Genomic DNA, 19,993 nt, shown 5'->3' on the forward strand with positions numbered 1-19,993 from the left:
CCCCATTTGCATCGCGGCAGCGCGTCATGCGGACCGGTCCCACACAGGAACGGGATGACACTAGGGATTCATTGGTCAATGGATTCCTAATGGAGTGCCAAATCGGGAACGGCGTCAAAAGCGTGGTAAAGGAAGGGTTTACGCGGTGTCAGGGGCGAGCGGGTGCCTGCGATTTCGCCACGATGAGAATGCCGGCGAGGGACACGACCAGCCCGCCGGCCATGGCCCAGGACAGGGGCTCGCCGAACATCAGCCAGGCCCAGACCATCGTCACCGGCGGGCTGAGATAGAGGACGGCGGTCACCCGGGCGGGTGAGGATTTGCGAAGCGCGAGATAATAGAGGCTCCAGGCACCGAAGGTCGCGACGAAGACGAGCCAGAGGATGCCACCGATGAAGCCCCGGTCGAGAACCGGAAGCACGCCGCCCTCGTGCCAGGCCGGCACGGCGAAGATCGCGGCCGCCGACAGGCACTGGATGCAGAGGCTCTGATAGACCGGCATGGCATTGACCGGGCTGCGCTTCTGCAGGAGCGTCGCCAGCGCCAGGGACAGGGTGCCGAGGACGGGAAGGCCGTAGGCCCAGAGCGGCACATGGCCGACCTCCAGCGACCAGCCGGAGGCGATGAGCACGCCGGCAAGGCCGATGAACGAACCGATCCACTGGCGACCCGTCAGCGCCTGGCCGAGAATGGGCCAGGACAGGAAGGCGACGGCCAGCGGCAGCATGTCGGTGATGAGCGCGACGAGGCCGGTGGGCACGCCGAGGCCGATCGCCAGCGCGAAGCCGGAGAGATAGCCAGCCATGGCCAGCGCGCCGAGCAGCATCTGGAAGGCGATGTCCCTGCCGCGCATCCTCGGCCCCAGGGCGAGCGCGAAGGGCAGCAGCACCAGCCCGGACACGAGGCTTCGCCAGAAGAGGATGAGGAAGATCGGCGCATGGTCGCTGGCAAAGCGCACGCCGATGAAGCCCGCGCTCCAGCTCACGACCAGTGCCGCCTCGAGAAGGACGAGGATGCCGAGCGCCCAGAGCCGGTTCGGACGGAGGGAGGACGGCGCCGCAAGATCGGTGGGGCTCATAGCTGGTCCATGATCGAGATGGCGATCCTGCGGGCCGCCTTCAACCGCCCGTCATGCCCGTCGAGACCGGCGCGGGCCATGGCGCCTTCCAGCACGAAGGACAGGTGTTCCGCCACCGTGTCGATCGCGGCACCGCCATCGGGCTTCATTTCGCGCAGACAGGTCCTGAAGAATTGCTCGACCTCCTCCTTCTGCAGTGCCACCGTCGCCCGGCCGGCATCGCCGACGGGCAGTTCGGCGGCGGCATTGAGCAGGCCGCAACCGCGAAATCCCCAGTCATAGGCGCGTTCGGCATGGTCGACATAGGAATCGAAGACCGCCAGCAACCGCTCCCCCGGCGTCCCGGCCTTCGCCAGCCGTTCGCCGCAAACCCCATGCCATTCCGCAAGGCGCGCCTCGAGGTAGGCGTTCACGAGATCGGACTTGGAGGAGAAGTTGTTGTAGAGGCTCATCTTGGCGACGCCCGCATGCGCCGTGATCGCATCGATCCCCGTCGCCCCCACCCCATCCCGGTAAAACAGCTCGGCCGCCGCCTTCAGCAGACGCTCGCGCGCAGGCACTCGCTTACCCATCGGCCTCTCCACAAATTATGTAGACCGATCTACCTATTTTCTACGCAAGTCAAGAGGGCACAGGCAAGGCATCGCCAAAACGGCGCCGTCCCGCGGGAAAACTGCAGACATCCGGATTTCAAGGGAGAAGAAGTGGTACGGTTGAGTGGAGTTGAACCACTGACCTCAGGTGCCACAAACCTGCGCTCTAACCAACTGAGCTACAACCGCACACGGCGCGTCCTGCGCGCTTGGTGCGTCACATAAGGGGAGCCGCACCATTTTTCAAGCGTTTTTTGCAAGCGCTCAAATGAAAATGGCCGAGCGACTGCCCGGCCATTTTATCATGGGGTCCAGCCCCGCACCAGACGGTGCTCAGACGGTCTTGAAGGACTTCATGGCCTTCTCGGCGGCAGACTTGCCGGGAGCGGCGACCTTCTCGGCAACCTTCTTGGAGGTTTCCTGCAGGGTCCTGGCCTGCTCGACGGCAACTTCTGCCTGCTTGCGCAGGAAGGCGGTCTGCAGTTCGAAGAGTTCGGAAACGGACTTCACGCCGAGCAGGGCTTCCATGTGCGAAAGCGAGTTCTCGGCATTGGTGCGCAGCGCTTCGATGGCCTTGAGGCCGAGTTCGACGGAGCCGGCCTGGGCGCTTTCGAGCGTCGCTTCGACGGTCTTGGTGGCGTCTTCGGCAGCTTCCTTCATCTTGGCATAGGCTTCCTTGGTCTGCGAGGCGCCCTTTTCGGCGAATTCGCGGAAGCTCTCGGAAAACTTGCTCGGGTCGATGGATGCGATGGAGAATACGTCGTCGGTCTTCTTGGTAGCCATTGTCTGCGCTCCTTGGTTTGGCCCTCTCTAGAGGCGCCGTGTTCTTGGATGGCCTCTATATAATCGATCCTCTTTCGCATTGCAACAAAATTGTGCATCGCACAATAAGTCGCGAGGCCGTTAACCCTTCTGCCCGAAAGCCCGGGGCTTTGCGGGCCGGGCGCTGGACCCTCCGCCGGTGCGCCGCTATTAATAAAGTGTTAATCGAAAGCCGGGACGCCGGATTGAGACAGGCCTGAACATGTCCGCAAAGCAGTATCCCTTTATCGACGTCGCCGTCCATGAACGGGTGCGCCTGCCCTTCGCCCGGGGCGAGGCGGTCGTGCTGTTTTCCACGGACATGGCCCGCGTGCTCTGGGCCAACGGCCGCGGCGCGGCCCTCTTCGGCCATGACAATATCTATGACTTCCTCGATGCCGGGCCGGACCGCGCCGACGTCGCCTTCCGCCAGTTGGTCGCGACCGCCCGGCAGGTGCAGGTGCCGGGCGATCGACGCACCTTCCTCATGCGCATCGGCAGCGGCTTTCGCAGCGTGCCGGTGACGGCCGCCGTCGAGAGCGTCACCATCCGTCCCGGCGACGACGCGATGCTGTTCAGTGCGCCCGTCGACACCGGGCGGCAGAGCCCGCAGGAGGCCGCCGCCGCCATGCTCACCGGCTTCGACGACCCGGACACGCACATGGCCGTGCTCGACGGTGCCGGCGCGATCGTCGCCGCATCGGACGGGTTCGACGGGCTCTCCATCAGCCCGGAAACGCGCCGCGCCCTCGTCGAGGCCGCCGGGCGCAGCGCCGAGCGGCTCGTCAAGCGCCCGATCGCCACCGGCCGCGGCCACCTTCCCGCCGCCATCGGCCGCATCGCCGCCGATCCGCCGCTCCACCTGCTCTTCGCCGTCGAAACGATCCTCGGCCATCTCGACCCCGATGGGGGCGCGGCGGAACCCGTTGCCGAGACGCCGGCGGCAGCGACGGCGGACACCGAAATCCCGGCGCCTGCCGAGGAGACACAGGTTCGGGACGAGCAGATCGTCGAGGCGGCGGAGCGGGTTTCCGATCCCGAAGCCAGCCGTGCCGAGGACGAGGCGGCAATCGACGGCGCCGTGCCCTCGGCCTCCCCCGTGGAGCCCATCGCCGCTTCCGACGACGACGCCATCGAGGCGCTGGCCTCCGGCGATCTTCCGCAGGCCGGTGAACCAGCCGAAAGCCTGTCTGATGCCATCGTCGAGGAGCACGTTGCGGCGCATGCGGGTGAGGCTGGTGCCGACCGGGAAACGCCTGTCGCGGACAATGGCGGGACGGGCAACACGAAGGCCGGCTTCCTCTTCAATCCGCAGGGCCGACCGATCCGCTTCGTCTGGAAGATCGATGCGGAGGGCCGGTTCAGCGAGATTTCGGACGAATTCGCCGCCGCCGTAGGCCCACACGCCGCCGGGATCGCCGGCGAGCGCTTCTCCGACGTCGCCGCACGCTTCGACCTCGACCCCGAGGGCAAGATCGGCGACCTCCTGCGCCGCCGCGACACCTGGTCCGGCAAGACGATCCTGTGGCCGGCCGAAGGCACCAACCTCGTCGTGCCCGTCGATCTCGCGGCCCTGCCGACCTATTCGCGCAACCGGGAATTCGACGGGTTCCGCGGCTTCGGCATCGTGCGCATCGCCGATGCTGCCCCCGATCCGCACGCCCGCGGCCTGGCGCTCGCCAGCGCTGCTGAAGATCCGTCCGTGGAGATGGAGGAGGTCTTCGCCGAAGAAGCCGGCACGCTCCTGGAGAGCGCGGCGGAGGAGCTGGGCGATACGCCCGACATGGCGGAGGACGCTCTAGCAGACGCCGCGGACACGGCAGATGCTGCCTCCGGCATGCCGTACGAGGCGGCTCGTGCGGAAGAGCCGGCCCCGGTAACGCAAGAGCCCACCGAAACGGAGGAGGCAGGAGCCGCCGCCGCCGATGGCGAGAACACGCAGGCGGCGCCCGACGACGAGCAGGATGCCTTCCGCGGCGAGCGCCCGGCGCTGCGCCTCGTCGAGACCCCGGCCCGCCGGCAATCCGACAAGATCGTGCAGCTCGAAACCCGGCGCAATCGCGGCGGTCTTTTCGACGGCCTTTCGACCGGCGAGCAGGCCGCCTTCCGCGAGATCGCCCGCCAGCTCGGCGAGACCTTCGGCAAGCGCAAACCGGAGGACCAGCCGTCGGCCGAGGTCATGGAAACGGCGGCGGGCGGCGAACAGCCGGACGAAACGATCCACGACGCCCGGCCGGAAACGTCGGAGGGCGACGAGGCTACCGGCGCCACGCCTGTCGCCGAGGAAACCGACGCGGAAGTGCCCGGCCTCGAAATCGGCCCGCATGCCGACGATCTCCTGAGCGAGGCACAGGCCGAGGCGCGCACCGCCATCGCCCCGCCGCGCCGGCAGATGGATTACGGCCTGACCGCCGCCGTCGTCGACGTGCTGCCCGTCGCGCTGCTGGTGCATGTCGGCGACCGGCTCATCCATGCCAATCCGGAATTCTTCCGCCTGACGGGCTATGCCAGTATCGAGGACCTCGAGGCCTCTGGCGGGCTCGATATCCTCCTGGCCGGCCCCGACGAGGATGCCGAGGACGGCGACGGCACCATGGCGCTGCGCCATGCCGATGGCGAGAGCACGAGCGCCGTGCACGCCCGCCTGCAGTCGATCCGCTGGGAGGATGGCACGGCGCTGATGCTGGCGCTGACGCCGCTGCACACCAAGCCGGCGCTCTCGCTGGTCGAGACGGCGCCTGCCCCGGCGGCGGAGGCCGAGGAACGCAATGCCGACCAGACGGCGGCCGCCGCGCTGCGCATCGAGGTCAGCGAGTTGCGCTCGATCCTCGAAACGGCGACCGACGGCGTCGTCGTCGTCGGACAGGATGGCGACATCCGCTCGATGAACCGCTCGGCCAGCGCCCTCTTCAACTACGACGAGGACGAGACGCGCGGCCGGCCCTTCGCCATGCTGTTCGCCCATGAAAGCCAGAAGGCGGTGCTCGACTATCTCGCCGGCCTTGCCGGCCACGGCGTCGCGAGCGTGCTCAATGACGGGCGCGAGGTCATCGGCCGCGAGGCGGCTGGCGGCTTCATCCCGCTCTTCATGACCATGGGTCGCCTTTCCTCCTCCGCCGGCTACTGCGCGGTCATCCGCGACATCACCCAGTGGAAACGCACGGAAGAGGAGCTGCGCAACGCCAAGCGGGCCGCCGAGACGGCGAATGCCCACAAGAGCGATTTCCTCGCCCGCGTCAGCCACGAGATCCGCACGCCGCTCAATGCTATCATCGGCTTTTCCGACATGATGGCGACGGAGCGCTTCGGACCGATCGGCCATCCGCGCTACATCGAATATGCCAACGACATCGGCCGCTCCGGCCGCCATGTGCTCGATATCGTCAACGACCTGCTCGACATTTCGAAGATCGAGGCAGGCGAGATGGAGCTGGAATTCACCGCCGTCGGCCTCAACGAGACGATCGCCGAGGCGGTCTCGCTGGTGCAGCCGCAGGCGAATGCCCAGCGCGTCATCATCCGCACCTCGCTTTCAGCCAATGTGCCGCAGATCGTCGCCGACATGCGCTCGATCAAGCAGATCGCGCTCAACATCCTGTCGAACGCCATCCGCTTCACCCCGTCGGGCGGGCAGATCGTCGTGTCGACGGCCTATGAGGCGAACGGCAGCGTCGTGCTGCGCATCCGCGACACCGGCGTCGGCATGACGCGCAGCGAACTGGAACAGGCGATGAAACCGTTCCGGCAGGTGACGACGGGCGCGCGCAAGCGTGGCGACGGCACCGGCCTCGGCCTGCCGCTGACCAAGGCGATGGTCGATGCCAACCGGGCGAACTTCGCCATCAGCTCTACGCCGAACGAGGGCACGCTGGTCGAAGTGATCTTTCCCTCGCCGCGCGTGTTGGCAGATTGAGCCGATTGGATTAGAGCGGGAGGACGAGGGCAAGGCGCATTGACGGCCCCCTCACCCGGCTCCCGCCGCCTCCCCAGCGAGGTCCCCGCGTGAAGCGGGTGACGGGCAACCGCTCGGGGTGCCTGCCTGCCGAAGGACCCCTTTTCCCGAGGTGAACGCCTTGCAGGTATCTTCCGAAAGCCTACCCGGGCAGGTGCTCGTCCGCAGGTCCGGCATGCGACGCCATCCACTTCTGTCGGCCGCCGCCGTGCTGGCAGCCGCGATCGTGCTGATGCCGGCGATCGCCATCGTCGTCATCGCCGCGACGGGCGGCACCGACAATTGGCCGCACCTTGTCAGCAATGTCATTCCGCGCGCCACGCTGCGCACGCTGATCCTGCTTTCCGGCGTCGCCACGATCACGGCAATCGTCGGTGTCGTCACAGCCTGGCTGGTGGCGAGCTGCGAGTTTCCCGGACGCCGCCTGCTCTCCGGCCTGCTGGTGCTGCCGCTCGCCATTCCCGCCTATCTCGGCGCCTATGCGTTCGCGGAATTCTTCTCCTTCACCGGCCCGGTGCAGACGGCCTATCGCGCACTCTTCGGCTTCCAGACGAGCCGCGACTACTGGTTTCCCGAGGTGCGCACCACGGGCGGGGCGATGCTGGTGCTGTCCAGCGTGCTCTACCCCTATATCTACCTCTCAGCCCGCTCGATGTTCCTGATGCAGGGCCGGGCGGCGGCCGATGTGGCGCGCACGCTCGGTGCGGGGCCGCTGAAGGTCTTCGCGAGGATCCAGATCCCCATGGCGCGGCCGGCGATCATGGTAGGGCTGACGCTGGTCGCCATGGAGACGCTGAACGATATCGGCGCGGTGGAATATCTCGGCGTGCAGACGCTCACCTTCTCGATCTTCGATACCTGGCTCAACCGCGGCAGCCTGGCGGGCGCGGCGCAGATCGCCTGCGTCATGCTGGTCTTCGTCATCTGCCTAATGATGGTGGAGCGCGCCGCGCGCCGCCGGCAGCGCTTTTCCAGCCAGAAGACGACGGCGGCCGTGCACGATTCCGTGCGCCTGAAACTCGCTGGCTGGAGAAAATGGGCCGCAAGCCTTGCCTGCCTCCTGCCGCCGGTCATCGGTTTTGCCATTCCGGTCTTCGTGCTCGGCGGCTATGCCGCCCGCCGGCTGGAGCAGTTCGCCTCCACCCGCCTTCTCTCCGCGCTCTGGCACAGCGTTCTCGTCTCTGGCTCGACGGCGTTCGTCGCGGTGCTGCTCGCCTTCCTGCTCGCCTATGCCGCGCGCACCACGCGCTCGCGGCTGAATGCTGCCGCCGGCCGCTTCGCCTCCTTCGGCTATGGCGTGCCGGGCACCGTGCTTGCCATGGGCGTTCTGATCCCGCTCGCCAATTTCGACAATGCGGTCGATGCGTTCCTGCGCGCGCAGTTCGGCATCTCGACCGGGCTGCTGCTCTCCGGCACCGGCTTTGCCATCATCTATGCCTGCACGGTGCGCTTCCTTACCATGGCGGAAGGCACGATCGATGCCGGCTTCCACAAGCTTTCGCCGCATCTCGACATGGCGGCGCGCACGCTGGGGCGCACCAGCAGCCAGACGCTCTGGAGCGTGCTCCTGCCCATGATGCGGCCGGCGACGCTGACGGCGGCGCTGCTCGTCTTCATCGAGACCATGAAGGAACTGTCGGCGACGATCATGCTGCGCCCGTTCAACTTCAACACGCTGGCGACCCTGGTCTACGAGGATGCGTCACGGGCGAAGGTGGAGGATGCCGGTGTGCCCGCCATCATCATCGTCGCGGTCGGGCTCATTCCCGTCTTCCTCGTTTCGCGATCGCTCGACCGGAAGGGCGGACAATAAAAAAGAGGGCGGCATAAGCCGCCCCGATAGTTGAATGCTGTCCAACAAAAGCGTGGTGAACGGCTTCATGCCATCGGGGTCGGGTGCGACCGGAACGCCCGTCATCGGGCGCGCTCAAGTTGGCACGACCTTGCGCCATTCCGGCTTAACAAATCCTTACCTGACCGGTTCCGGCACAAACCTTTCGTTCACAACTTCGAAAACTTGGTTAATGCCGACGTCGGGGATCGTTAACGCCGGCAGCGCTTACGATTTCAGCGCCTCCAGGCCGGCGAAGAGCTCCAACGCTTCCGGATTGGCGAGTGCTTCCTTGTTCTTGACGGGTCGTCCGTGCACCACCTCACGCACGGCAAGCTCGACGATCTTGCCCGACTTGGTGCGCGGGATGTCGGCGACCTCGATGATCTTCGCCGGCACATGGCGCGGCGAAGCGCCGGTGCGGATCTTCGTGCGGATCGTCTTTTCCAGCGCCTCGTCCAGCACCTTGCCAGGGGCGAGGCGCACGAAGAGCACGACACGCACGTCGTCGTCCCAGTCCTGACCGATGCAGAGAGCCTCGACGACCTCTTCCAGCTGCTCGACCTGGTTGTAGATCTCCGCCGTGCCGATGCGCACGCCGCCGGGGTTCAGCGTCGCATCCGAGCGGCCGTGGATGATGATGCCGTCATGGCTGGTCCACTCGGCAAAGTCGCCATGGCACCAGATGTTGTCGAAGCGCTCGAAATAGGCGGCGCGATACTTTGCGCCGTCCGGGTCGTTCCAGAACATGACCGGCATGGAGGGGAAGGCCCTGGTACAGACCAGCTCGCCCTTTTCGCCGCGCACCGGATGGCCGTCCTCGTCCCAGACGTCCATGGCAAGGCCGAGGCCCGGGCCCTGGATCTCGCCGCGCCAGACGGGTCGCAGCGGAATGCCGAGCACGAAGCAGGAGACGATATCCGTGCCGCCGGAAATGGAGGCAAGCTGCACGTCCGGCTTGATGCCCTCATAGACGAAGGAGAAACCTTCGGGCGAGAGCGGCGAGCCGGTGGAGGTCAGGAGGCGGAGGCTGGAGAGATCATGCGTCGTCCGCGGTGTGAAGCCGCCCTTGCGCACGGCGTCGATATATTTGGCCGACGTGCCGAAGACGGCGAATTTCTCGGCTTGCGCATAGTCGAACAGCACGTTGCCGTCGGGATGGAAGGGCGAGCCGTCGAACAGGCAGAGCGTCGTGCCGACCGCAAGGCCGGAGACCAGCCAATTCCACATCATCCAGCCGCAGGTGGTGAAGTAGAACAGCCGCTCGCCTTCGACGAGGCCGCAATGCAGGCGATGCTCTTTCAGGTGCTGCAGCAGCGTGCCGCCGGCCGAATGCACGATGCACTTCGGCACCCCCGTCGTGCCCGACGAAAAGAGGATATAGAGGGGATGGCGGAACGGCAGTTGCGCGAAGGTGAGGGGCTTGACCGCATAAGATGCCATCAGCGCATCGAGCGTGCGGCCATCCGGCAGGGCGCTGGCGAGCGCCTCGGCATCGCCGGCATAATGCACCACCACGACGGGGGCACCCAGCTTTTCGGCGACGGCCTTCACCTTGGCGGAGACGTCCTGCAGCTTGCCCGCATACCAGTAGGCATCGCAGGCGATGAACAGTTTCGGCTCGATCTGGCCGAAGCGGTCGAGCACGCCCTGTTCACCGAAATCGGGCGAACAGGAGGACCAGATGGCGCCGAGCGAGGCGGCGGCGAGCATGCAGGCGACGGTTTCCGGCATGTTCGGCATCATGGCGGCGACGCGGTCGCCCTCGCCGATGCCCATGGCGGCAAAGGCCTGCTGGAGCTTCGAGACGCGGTCGCCAAGCGCATCCCAGGACCAGCGGTAGGATACCTTGTCCTCGCCGCGGAAGACGATGGCATCGTCCGGGCCGGTCTTCTTCAGGAGGTTTTCCGCAAAGTTCAGCCGGCCCTCGGGGAAGAAGCGGGCTTCCAGCATGCGCTCGCCGTTTTCGAGCGCCACGCCGCCCTTTTCGCCGATGACCTCGCCATCGTCCCAGACCGCGGTCCAGAACGCCGCGCGGTCTTCCACCGACCAGGCATGCAGATCATCGTAGGATTTCAGGTCACGCCCGGCGATGCGGCTGCCGGCCTTCATGAACAGGGCCATCGGGCTGTTTGCCAGGATATCCGCCGAAGGTTTCCACAAGGGCATTTCTGACGTCATGCTTTCCTCCACTCCATGGCCTTCGTATAGCATGTTGCGCCGCAGTATAAAGTGGCGAATGCCCGTTCGCGCCGTCGCCGAACGCAATTCCGCCATGGCGACATTTGATTTCTTCTGCCCAAGCGCCTATCCCCGTTCGCTTGAAATGATGTGCACGCTGCCGGTAGAGGACCCGCACCCGAATGACCCTTTCCCGTTTCATCCAGTCGCGGCATCTCGTGCGGGGAATCCTTGTCGTTCTGGTGCTGTTTGCCGCCGTGCGCATCGGCTTTCCCTTCCTCATCCAGACCGAGACGGTGGGCCGGGAAATCGAAAGGACGCTCGAGGCCTGGACCGGCGCTGATGTCGAGATCGGCCAGGCGGCGGAGTTCGCCTTCTGGCCCTATCCGCAGGTGACGCTCGGCAATGTCCGGATCGTCACACTGACCGACAGGAGCGAGCTTGCGCATATCGAGGCCATCTCGGCCAGCTTCGACCTCTTCGGCGCGGTGCGCGGCAAGCCGGTCTTCAGCGATTTCGATCTCATGCGGCCGACGATCCGCGTCGGCTGGGATGCCGACGGCGTCTTCAACTGGCGCCACAGCGGCTGGCTCATGCAGGCGATCGACGCAACCAAGTCGGCCCCCGAGGGCCAGGCGATACCGGAACTGCCGGAGGAGCGCATCGGCACGATCAACATGGTCGACGGCGTCATCGAGGTCGCACAGGACGACGGGGCGGCGCCCTTCCGCATTTCGGACATCAACGGCAACATCGACTGGCCCGCCCTGCGGCGGCCGCTCGACCTCACGCTCTCCGGCATCGTCAATGGCGAAATGAGCCGCTGGACCTTCGACTGCAACCAGCCGCTCGCCCTCCTGGCCGGGCACAATGCCACCGTGCGCACCAACCTTGCCGCCGATCCGACGACGGTGAACTTCGAGGGCATCGCCAATCTTTCGGCCAACGCCTTCGTCGCCGGCAACATGACGCTGTCGACGCCCTCGCTCGGCCATCTCCTCGCCTGGCAGGGCAAGGACATCCCCTCCGTCGGCAATCTCGGCCACATCAATGCCGAGGCGAAGGTGACGACGGCCGGCTATACGGCCAAGCTGGAAAACCTGAAGCTGACCCTCGACAATGCGCAGGCGACCGGCGTGCTCGATGTCAACATGCCGCCGGACGGTCTGCCGCAGGTGGGCGGCACGCTAGCCTTCGACCGGATCGACCTTCGCGCCTTCCTGTCCGCCTTCTCGCCGCTTCCCGGCGCCGACCAGGCGGCGGGCGGAATCGACACCGCCTTCATCCACCAGTTCGGCATGGACCTCAGGCTTTCTGCCAAGAGCGCGGATTTTGCGCCCTTTTCCCTGCAGGACCTTGCCGCCGGCATACGCATCGAGAACGGCCGCGCGTCCTTCGACATCGGCGACAGCCAGTTTATGGATGGCCGCATGACAGGGCGCATCGCACTCACCGAACAGGGCTTTCGCGGCGGCGGGCGGCTGCAGATGTCGCTGAGCAATGTGGATATCGGCGCGATCGTCAACACGCTCGCCCTGCCCGGGCCGCTGCCGGCGGGGCGCGGCTCGGCGGATTTCGAGCTGTCGACGGACCGGCCGCTCTGGGCGACCACGGCCTCGGACATGTCCGGCCAGTTCCGGCTGGCCATGGGGCCGGGCACGCTCACCCATTTCAACCGCCAGGCCTTCGAGGAGCGGGCGGGGAAAAACGCCTTCTTCAACTTTTCCGAGGCGTCGGACGGATCGTTCGATTTCGTGCGGGCCGATGTGGAGGCCAAGCTCGACCGGGGCCTTGCCGAACTGACGAAGGCGCAGGTCGAGGGCAACGAGAAGCTGCTGACGCTGTCGGGCATGATCCCCTACCGCAGCGGCAGCGTGGCGCTGGCCGGCACGCTCGCCGACCGGCCGCAGGCCGATGCCGCCGCTGTCGTCACGCCGGCGATCAGCTTCTTCGTCGGCGGCTCGTGGCCGGAGCCGGTGATCTCGCCGATCTCCATCCTGATGGGGCAGCAGCCCCGCCAGTAGTCCGCGCGACTATCAGCGGCCGGCAAAGGCCGCCTGCTCGTCGCGCAGGCGCTGGACCTCGCGGCGCTTCGTCAGGATCGAGGCGATGACGACACCGACGGCGACGAGGCCGATGAGCAGCGTGCAGGCCGCGTTGATCTCCGGCGTCACGCCGAGGCGTACCTGGCTGTAGATCTTCATCGGCAGCGTCGTGGCGCCCGGGCCGGAGGTGAAGCTCGCGATGACGAGGTCGTCGAGCGAGAGCGTCAGCGCCAGCATCCAGCCGGACAGCACGGCCGGTGCGATGATCGGCAGCGTCACCTCGAAGAAGGTCTTCACCGGCGTCGCGCCGAGGTCCATCGCCGCCTCCTCGACCGAACGGTCGAAGGAGAGCAGGCGCGACTGCACCACCACCGTCACGAAGCACATCGAGAAGGTGATGTGCGCCAGCGTCACCGTGACGAAACCGCGGTCGAAGCCGATGGCGACGAAGAGCAGCAGCAGCGACAGGCCGGTGATGACCTCGGGCATGACGAGCGGGGCATAGACCATGCCGGAAAAGAGCAGCCGGCCGCGGAAGCGCGTGTAGCGCGTCAGCGCCAGCGCCGCCATCGTGCCGAGGACCGTCGCGATGGTCGCCGAGAGCAGCGCCACGCGGATCGTCACCCAGGCGGCATCCATCAGGCCCTGGTTGTTGAAGAGCGAGACGTACCACTTGGTCGAAAAACCGGCCCAGACGGTGACCAGCTTCGATTCGTTGAACGAGAAGATGACTAGGAGCACGATCGGCAGATAGAGGAAGGCGAAGCCGAGAACGACCGAGACGATGTTGAAACGGGACCAACTGTTCATGGGCTTACCTCCCCTGCTCTTCGGCCTTGGCCTGCGCATTCTGGAAGAACACGATGGGCACGACCAGGATGAGGAGCAGAATGGTGGCGACGGCGGCCGAGACGGGCCAGTCGCGGTTCGCGTTGAACTCGTTCCACAGCGTCTTGCCGATCATCAGCGTCTGCGACCCGCCGAGCAGGTCGGGGATGACGAACTCGCCGACAGCAGGGATGAAAACGAGCATGCAGCCCGCCACGACGCCCGGAATGGAGAGCGGGAAAGTTATCTTCCAGAAGGCCGATATCTGCGGGCAGCCGAGATCCTGCGCCGCCTCGATCAGCGTGTTGTCCATCTTCTCCAGCGCCGAATAGAGCGGCAGCACCATGAAGGGCAGGTAGGAATAGACGATGCCGATATAGATCGCCCAGTTGGTGTTCATGATGACCAGCGGCGTATCGATGACGCCGATGCCGATCAGGAACTGGTTGAGCAGGCCCTCCGGCTTCAGGATGGCGATCCAGGCATAGACGCGGATGAGGAAGCTCGTCCAGAACGGCAGGATGACCAGCATCAGCAGCGTGGGCCTCAGCGTGCGCGGCGCCTGCGCCATGCCGTAGGCGATCGGATAGCCGATCAGGAGCGTGATGAAGGTCGAGACGCCGGCGATCCAGAGGCTCGACAGGTAGGCGTTGAGATAGAGCGCATCCTCGGTGAGCCAGACGTAATTGGCGAGGCTGAACTGGCCGATCTTCGCGACAATGCCGGAAAGACCGTCCGCCAGCGCGAAGACCGGCTCATAGGGCGGCTGGGCGATCGCGGTGGTGGAAAGCGAGATGCGGAAGACGATGAAGAAGGGAACGAGGAAGAAGAACAGCAGCCAGGCATAGGGAAGGATGATGACGAGGCGGCTGAAGATGGCGGAGCCGAGCTTGGTCATCGGGTCAATCCTTCAGCACGACGCCGGCCGTTTCGCCGAAGGAGACCCAGACCTTCTCGTCATAGGAGATCGGATCCTCCACCTCGCGCTGGGCGTTCAGCATGGAGGCCTTCACCACCTTGCCGCTGCCGAGCTTGACGTAGAAGACCGTCATGTCGCCGAGATAGCCGATATCCCAGATCTCGCCCTCGGCCGCATTGACGGAAGCGTCCACGGGTGCGGCGCGCGTGACCTTCAGCTTTTCCGGGCGGATGGCGAAGCCTGCCGCGCTGCCCGCCGCGGGGGCGTGGCCGGTCGCGGTGCGGATGGTGAAGCCCTCGTTGACGGCAAGCTCAATCTTGCCGTTGCCGCTCGCCGAGACCTTGCCGTCGAGAATGTTCACATCGCCGATGAAGTCGGCGACGAAGCGGGAATTCGGCGCCTCGTAGATTTCCGCCGGCGTCGCCACCTGGATGACCTTGCCATGGCTCATGACGGCGATGCGGTCGGCCATGGTCATCGCCTCCTCCTGGTCGTGCGTGACGACGACGAAGGTGAGGCCGAGTTCCTGCTGCAGGTCCATCAGCTCGAACTGGGTTTCCTCGCGCAGCTTCTTGTCGAGCGCGCCGAGCGGCTCGTCGAGCAGCAGCACCTTGGGGCGCTTGGCGAGCGAACGGGCAAGCGCCACGCGCTGGCGCTGGCCGCCGGAGAGCTGGTGCGGCTTGCGCTTGGCGAACTTTTCCAGCTTCACCAGCTTCAGCATCTGGGCGACACGCTCGGCGATCTCGGTCTTCGGCATGCCGTCCTGCCGGAGGCCGAAGCCGATATTGCTCTCCACCGTCATGTGCGGGAAGAGCGCGTAGGACTGGAACATCATGTTGACCGGCCGCTTGTAGGGCGGGATGCCGGCAATGTCCTGGCCGTCGAGGATGATTTCGCCCGAGGTCGGCCGCTCGAAGCCGGCGAGCATGCGCAGGAGCGTGGACTTGCCGCAGCCGGACGCGCCGAGCAGGGCAAAGAATTCGCGGTGATAGATGTTGAGGGTGAGATCATCGACGGCAGTGAAATCGCCGAACCTTTTCGTGACATTGCGGAACGTGATGAATGGCTTTGCGTCCGGATCCGTCCACGGTGCGAAGGAACGACGGATATTGCCGAGAGATTTCATTGCCTGTCCCCATCTCTTTTCTTGGCAGCACAAATGAAATTGCCCGGAAGAGGCTTCCGGGCAATTCGTTCTGGCCGGTTACTGACCGGTCACGATCTTGGTCCAGGTCCGTGTGAACAGGCGCTGCGTCTTCGCATCCAGCGTCGTGTTGGTGAAGAGCTTGGCCAGCGTCGCCTCATCCGGGTAAATCGCCGGGTCGTTCAGGATCTCGGGATCGAGGGCTTCCTGCGACGCCTTGTTGCCGTTCGCGTAGTGGACATAGTCCGAAGCCTTCGCGATGACGTCGGGACGCATGATGTAGTCGAGGAAGGCGTGCGCTTCCTCGACATGCGGCGCGTCGGCCGGGATCGCCATCTGGTCGAACCACATCTGCGTGCCTTCCTTCGGGATGACGTATCCGACCTCGACGCCGTTGCCGGCTTCCTCGGCACGGTCGCTGGCCTGGAAGATATCACCCGACCAGCCGACCGCAACGCAGATATCGCCGTTGGCAAGGCCGTTGATGAATTCGGAGGAGTGGAACTTGCGCACGAAAGGCCGCACCTTCAGCAGCGCCTCCTCCGCCTTGGCGAGATCGGCCGGGTCATGGCTGTCGGGATTCGCCCCAAGATAGGCCAGCACGACGGGGATCATGTCGGTCGGCGAATCGAGGAAGTTGATGCCGCAGTCCTTGAGCTTTTCGGCATATTCCGGGTCGAAGACCACCTGCCAGCTGTCGATCTCGTCGGTGCCGAGGGCTTCCTTCAGCTTGGCCTTGTTGTAGCCGATGCCGATCGTGCCCCACATGTAGTTGACCGAATATTCGTTGCCGGGATCGAACGGCTGCATGCGTTCGCTCACCATGTCCCACATGTTCTTCAGGTTCGGCAGCTTCGACTTGTCGAGCTTCTGATAGACCCCCGCCGCGATCTGGCGCTGCAGGAAGGTGTTGGTGGGCACCACCACGTCATAGCCCGTGCCGCCGGCGAGCAGCTTCGTTTCCAGGATCTCGTTCGAGTCATAGACGTCGTAGACGACCTTGATGCCGGTTTCCTTGGTGAAATCGTCGATGATCGAACTATCGATATAGTCCGACCAGTTGTAGACGTTAACGACTTTTTCCTGTGCGAGCGCGCCGCCCGCGCCAAACAGCGCAAGCGTGGCGGCAGTCGCCAAAAGAGTACGTCTTATCATTGATTTATCTCCCAGTTTTTCTCTCGGGCCTATGAGTTCGTATGAAGAACAGTCGCCGATTATGGATGTTTTTCAAGAGGCGACAAGCGGCATTCTACGCAAACATAGGGCGAATTTTGATATCACATTGTTCCCATTCCTATCAGATTTGAAGCCCTAACGGCGATGGAAATCAAGCGAAAAGTCACTGGAAGTCGAAAAGGCTGAGGCCGGCGACCATTTCGTCGAGCCCGAGGGGGCGCGTGACGGGCGGTTCGGCGCGTGCAAGACAGCCCTGGCGCTCGCAGAGCCGGCAGGCCGTTCCCACCGCCACCGCCCCTTCCCGCCGCACCGCTTCGCCATAGACCGTCTCTTCCGCATGGGCGGCATCGCAGCCGATGAGCAGTGCCGTGCGGCGCACACGCTCGGCAAAGACGCCCTGCGGCCCCTCCAGCGTGCGCGAGATCGCCAGGAATGTGGCGCCGTCGGGCATTTCCACGCGGTCGACGAGGATCTGCCCCGGCTGCGAAAAGGCGGAGTGGACGCCGAGCTTGGGACAGCTTCCGCCGAAGCGCGCTTGCGGGAAACCCTGCGCACCGGCCCGGCGGAAGCGGTTGCCGGCATTGTCGATCTCCAGCATGAAGAAGGGCACGCCCGCCCTGCCCGGCCGCTGCAGCATGGTCAGCCGGTTCGCCGCCTGCTCGTAGGAGACGCCGAAGCGGGAACGCAGCACGTCGATATCGTAGCGCACGCGCTGGGCCGTCGAATGGAAGGCCTCGTAGGGCATCATCAGCGCATGGGCGGCATAGCGCGCCAGCTCGAAGCGGGCGATGCGCTTCGCCTCCGCCGTCGAGAAGGCGAGCCGGTCGAGCTCGGCGAAGATCTCGTCCTGGAGGGCAAGCTGCACCGTCTCCATGGCGATCTCGCGCAACTGGTCGAAGGGCGACAGGCGCTCCGACAGGAAGAGCCGCATGGAGTGGCGGTCGAAGCGGCGGCGCAGGTTCGGCATGGTGTGGACGGGCAGCAGGCGCACGACGACGCCATGCTCCTTGCGCAGCCAGGACTTCAGCGCGGCGGCGAGGTCGTCACCCGGCGCCAGCGCCGCATGGAACCGTTCCGCCGCCTCGTCGATGGCGTCGAAATAATTCGGGCGGCCCTCCAGCTTGTCGCGCACCTCGTCCATCGGCAGCAGCGTGCCTGACAGCGTCGTCGCATGGCCCTCGCGGGCGAGCAGGTCGGCAAGGTCGGTGAGGCGGGCGGCCTGCTCGCGATAGGCGCGATAGAGCTTCAGGATGCCGCTCGCCACATTGGGCGCGGCATCGGCGATTTCCACCAGCTCGTGGTCGCCCGGAAGCTCTCCCGCAAGCAGCGGATCGGCGAAGACCTCGCGCAGCTGGCGGGCATTGCCGGCACTCTCGCCCTGCAGCTCGTCGAGGTCCACCTTGTAGACGGAGGCGAGGCGCAGGAGGAGCTGCACCGTCAGCGGCCGCTGGTTGCGCTCGATGAGGTTGAGATAGGACGGCGAGATCGACAGGCCCTCGGCCATCGCCGTCTGGGTGAGGCCGAGGGCGTTGCGGATGCGCCGGACCTTCGGGCCGGCAAAAATCTTGTTCTCCGCCATATGTCAAATCCTTTACACCGACGCCGCGATCAGAAGATTTACAATTTTACTTTTTTACAGAGCTCAATTGTCAAAGACAAGACATCATTACCCGATTATCCCGCTGATTTTCCGGTTTTCTCTCGCCCGATTGTGCGATGCGATGTAAATACTGTCACATGAAATCGGGCAGTAAATGAAGCCAAGCCCGATCCCGAGACATCGCACCGGAGGATACTATGACTGATTTTTACAACCTCGTCCCGAGCGCGCCGCAGGGCCGGTTCGACGGCATCGAGCGCCCCTATACGGCCGAGACGGTCGAGAAGCTGCGCGGCTCGGTCCAGATCCGCCACACGCTGGCTGAAAACGGTGCGAACCGGCTGTGGAAGCTCATCCACGAGGAGGACTTCGTCAACGCGCTCGGCGCGCTCTCGGGCAACCAGGCCATGCAGATGGTCCGCGCCGGCCTGAAGGCGATCTATCTCTCCGGCTGGCAGGTCGCCGCCGACGCCAATACGGCCTCGGCCATGTATCCCGACCAGTCGCTCTATCCGGCAAACGCCGCGCCGGAACTGGCCAAGCGCATCAACCGCACGCTGCAGCGTGCCGACCAGATCGAGACCGCAGAAGGCAAGGGCCTTTCGGTCGACACCTGGTTCGCCCCGATCGTCGCCGACGCGGAAGCCGGCTTCGGCGGCCCGCTCAACGCCTTCGAGATCATGAAGGCCTTCATCGAGGTCGGTGCGGCCGGCGTTCACTTCGAGGACCAGCTCGCGTCTGAAAAGAAGTGCGGCCATCTCGGCGGCAAGGTCCTGATCCCGACCGCGGCCCATATCCGCAACCTCAACGCCGCGCGCCTTGCCGCCGACGTCATGGGCGTGCCGACGCTGATCATCGCCCGCACCGACGCCGAGGCCGCAAAGCTGCTGACCTCCGACATCGACGAGCGCGACCAGCCCTTCGTCGATCAGGACAAGGGTCGTACGGTCGAAGGCTTCTACCAGGTCAAGAACGGCATCGAACCCTGCATTGCCCGCGCCATCTCCTATGCGCCGCATTGCGACCTGATCTGGATGGAAACCGGCAAGCCGGATCTCGAACAGGCGCGAAAATTCGCCGAGTCCGTGCACAAGGCGCATCCGGGCAAGCTGCTCGCCTACAATTGCTCGCCCTCGTTCAACTGGAAGAAGAACCTGGACGACGCGACGATCGCCAAGTTCCAGCGCGAGCTGGGTGCGATGGGTTACAAGTTCCAGTTCATCACGCTCGCCGGCTTCCACCAGCTGAACTACGGCATGTTCGAACTCGCCCGCGGCTACAAGGAGCGCCAGATGGCCGCCTATTCTGAGCTGCAGGAAGCGGAATTCGCCGCCGAGGTCAACGGCTACACCGCCACCAAGCACCAGCGCGAAGTCGGCACCGGCTACTTCGACGCCGTGTCCATGGCCATCACCGGCGGCCAGTCCTCGACGACCGCCATGCATGAATCGACCGAGCACGAACAGTTCCGCCCGGCCGCCGAATAACCCGACCCGTCAACCGTTCAAGAACCCCCGACAGAGCCGCATTCCTGCGACGGCAGGCGTACCGCCTGCCTGCAAAATGCTCAAATAAGAGGAGAAATGCCATGACAGTCCAGACCCGAGTCAAGGAACGCGCGGAAGAACAGGCTTCCGCCATGACCCCCGACCAGCAGGCCATGATCCGCATGGTTGCCAACGACCTGCACCGCCTCAACCAGTCCGTCATGAAGGCGGTCGAGGCCGGGGTCTCCGTGGAGCTCGTCCGCTCCGCCCGCCACCACGGCGGCGAGGGCAACTGGGGCGACCTGCTGATCCCCGTGATCGTCACGCAGGGTCGCGGCTGACAGGCAAATCCCGTCGA

14 protein-coding genes and 1 tRNA gene are annotated in these 19,993 nt (G+C 65.2%); 5 read left to right on the plus strand and 10 right to left on the minus strand.

All coding sequences use genetic code 11. From position 1 onward, the window contains the following. Positions 1 to 148: 148 nt before the first annotated feature. The 4 genes from EV665_RS24155 to EV665_RS24170 form a co-directional block, all read right to left on the minus strand. Positions 149 to 1,078 (minus strand): DMT family transporter, encoded by a 930-nt coding sequence (locus EV665_RS24155; protein ID WP_133036005.1) that lies wholly within the window; start codon positions 1,076 to 1,078, stop codon positions 149 to 151. Continuing rightward, on the minus strand, positions 1,075 to 1,650 hold the full coding sequence (locus tag EV665_RS24160; protein WP_133036006.1) for a TetR/AcrR family transcriptional regulator: 576 nt from the start codon (positions 1,648 to 1,650) through the stop codon (positions 1,075 to 1,077). Before EV665_RS24160 ends, EV665_RS24155 begins: the two co-directional genes overlap by 4 nt. Before the next feature lie 133 nt (positions 1,651 to 1,783). Continuing rightward, positions 1,784 to 1,860, minus strand: a tRNA-His gene (locus EV665_RS24165). 144 nt (positions 1,861 to 2,004) lie between these two features. Then, positions 2,005 to 2,454: a phasin gene (locus tag EV665_RS24170; protein ID WP_064328932.1), complete on the minus strand. Its 450-nt coding sequence runs from the start codon at positions 2,452 to 2,454 to the stop codon at positions 2,005 to 2,007. Between the two features lie 241 nt (positions 2,455 to 2,695). Between EV665_RS24170 and EV665_RS24175 the strand changes: the two genes are divergently transcribed. Beyond that, positions 2,696 to 6,385, plus strand: coding sequence for a PAS domain-containing sensor histidine kinase (locus EV665_RS24175; RefSeq protein ID WP_133036007.1), 3,690 nt, complete (start codon positions 2,696 to 2,698; stop codon positions 6,383 to 6,385). Between the two features lie 214 nt (positions 6,386 to 6,599). Next, positions 6,600 to 8,237, plus strand: coding sequence for an ABC transporter permease (locus EV665_RS24180; protein WP_133036008.1), 1,638 nt, complete (start codon positions 6,600 to 6,602; stop codon positions 8,235 to 8,237). A gap of 246 nt (positions 8,238 to 8,483) precedes the next feature. Here the strand turns inward: EV665_RS24180 and EV665_RS24185 are convergent, their stop codons facing one another. Beyond that, positions 8,484 to 10,436: an acetoacetate--CoA ligase gene (locus EV665_RS24185; protein ID WP_133036009.1), complete on the minus strand. Its 1,953-nt coding sequence runs from the start codon at positions 10,434 to 10,436 to the stop codon at positions 8,484 to 8,486. 182 nt (positions 10,437 to 10,618) lie between these two features. Here EV665_RS24185 and EV665_RS24190 point away from each other — a divergent pair, with 182 nt between their 5' ends. Further along, entirely contained in the window at positions 10,619 to 12,460 is a 1,842-nt protein-coding gene (locus EV665_RS24190; RefSeq protein WP_133036010.1) for an AsmA family protein, read from the plus strand. A gap of 12 nt (positions 12,461 to 12,472) precedes the next feature. On the opposite strand, the gene EV665_RS24195 is transcribed toward EV665_RS24190, so the two are convergent. From EV665_RS24195 to EV665_RS24215, 5 genes are all read right to left on the minus strand, one after another. Continuing rightward, positions 12,473 to 13,291: an ABC transporter permease subunit gene (locus tag EV665_RS24195; RefSeq protein WP_064328927.1), complete on the minus strand. Its 819-nt coding sequence runs from the start codon at positions 13,289 to 13,291 to the stop codon at positions 12,473 to 12,475. Between the two features lie 4 nt (positions 13,292 to 13,295). Next, a complete protein-coding gene (locus tag EV665_RS24200) occupies positions 13,296 to 14,207 on the minus strand; it encodes an ABC transporter permease subunit (RefSeq protein WP_064328926.1) in 912 nt (303 codons plus the stop codon). Positions 14,208 to 14,211: 4 nt separating this feature from the next. Beyond that, positions 14,212 to 15,354 (minus strand): ABC transporter ATP-binding protein, encoded by a 1,143-nt coding sequence (locus tag EV665_RS24205; RefSeq protein ID WP_064328925.1) that lies wholly within the window; start codon positions 15,352 to 15,354, stop codon positions 14,212 to 14,214. Positions 15,355 to 15,432: 78 nt separating this feature from the next. Next, the gene (locus EV665_RS24210) at positions 15,433 to 16,542 is read right to left on the minus strand and encodes a polyamine ABC transporter substrate-binding protein (RefSeq protein WP_210234668.1); all 1,110 of its coding nucleotides are present in this window, start codon (positions 16,540 to 16,542) and stop codon (positions 15,433 to 15,435) included. A gap of 169 nt (positions 16,543 to 16,711) precedes the next feature. Next, positions 16,712 to 18,127, minus strand: coding sequence for a helix-turn-helix domain-containing protein (locus EV665_RS24215; protein WP_133036012.1), 1,416 nt, complete (start codon positions 18,125 to 18,127; stop codon positions 16,712 to 16,714). A gap of 218 nt (positions 18,128 to 18,345) precedes the next feature. On the opposite strand from EV665_RS24215, the gene aceA reads away from it, so the two are divergent. Continuing rightward, positions 18,346 to 19,635, plus strand: coding sequence for an isocitrate lyase (aceA, locus tag EV665_RS24220; RefSeq protein WP_133036013.1), 1,290 nt, complete (start codon positions 18,346 to 18,348; stop codon positions 19,633 to 19,635). Positions 19,636 to 19,736: 101 nt separating this feature from the next. Further along, positions 19,737 to 19,976 carry an SMc00767 family acetate metabolism repressor gene (locus tag EV665_RS24225; protein ID WP_023516665.1) on the plus strand — a complete coding sequence of 80 codons (240 nt, stop codon included), beginning with the start codon at positions 19,737 to 19,739 and terminating at the stop codon, positions 19,974 to 19,976. The last annotated feature ends 17 nt before the right edge of the window (positions 19,977 to 19,993 follow it).

The organism is Shinella granuli, assembly GCF_004341885.1.
GTDB lineage: Bacteria > Pseudomonadota > Alphaproteobacteria > Rhizobiales > Rhizobiaceae > Shinella > Shinella granuli.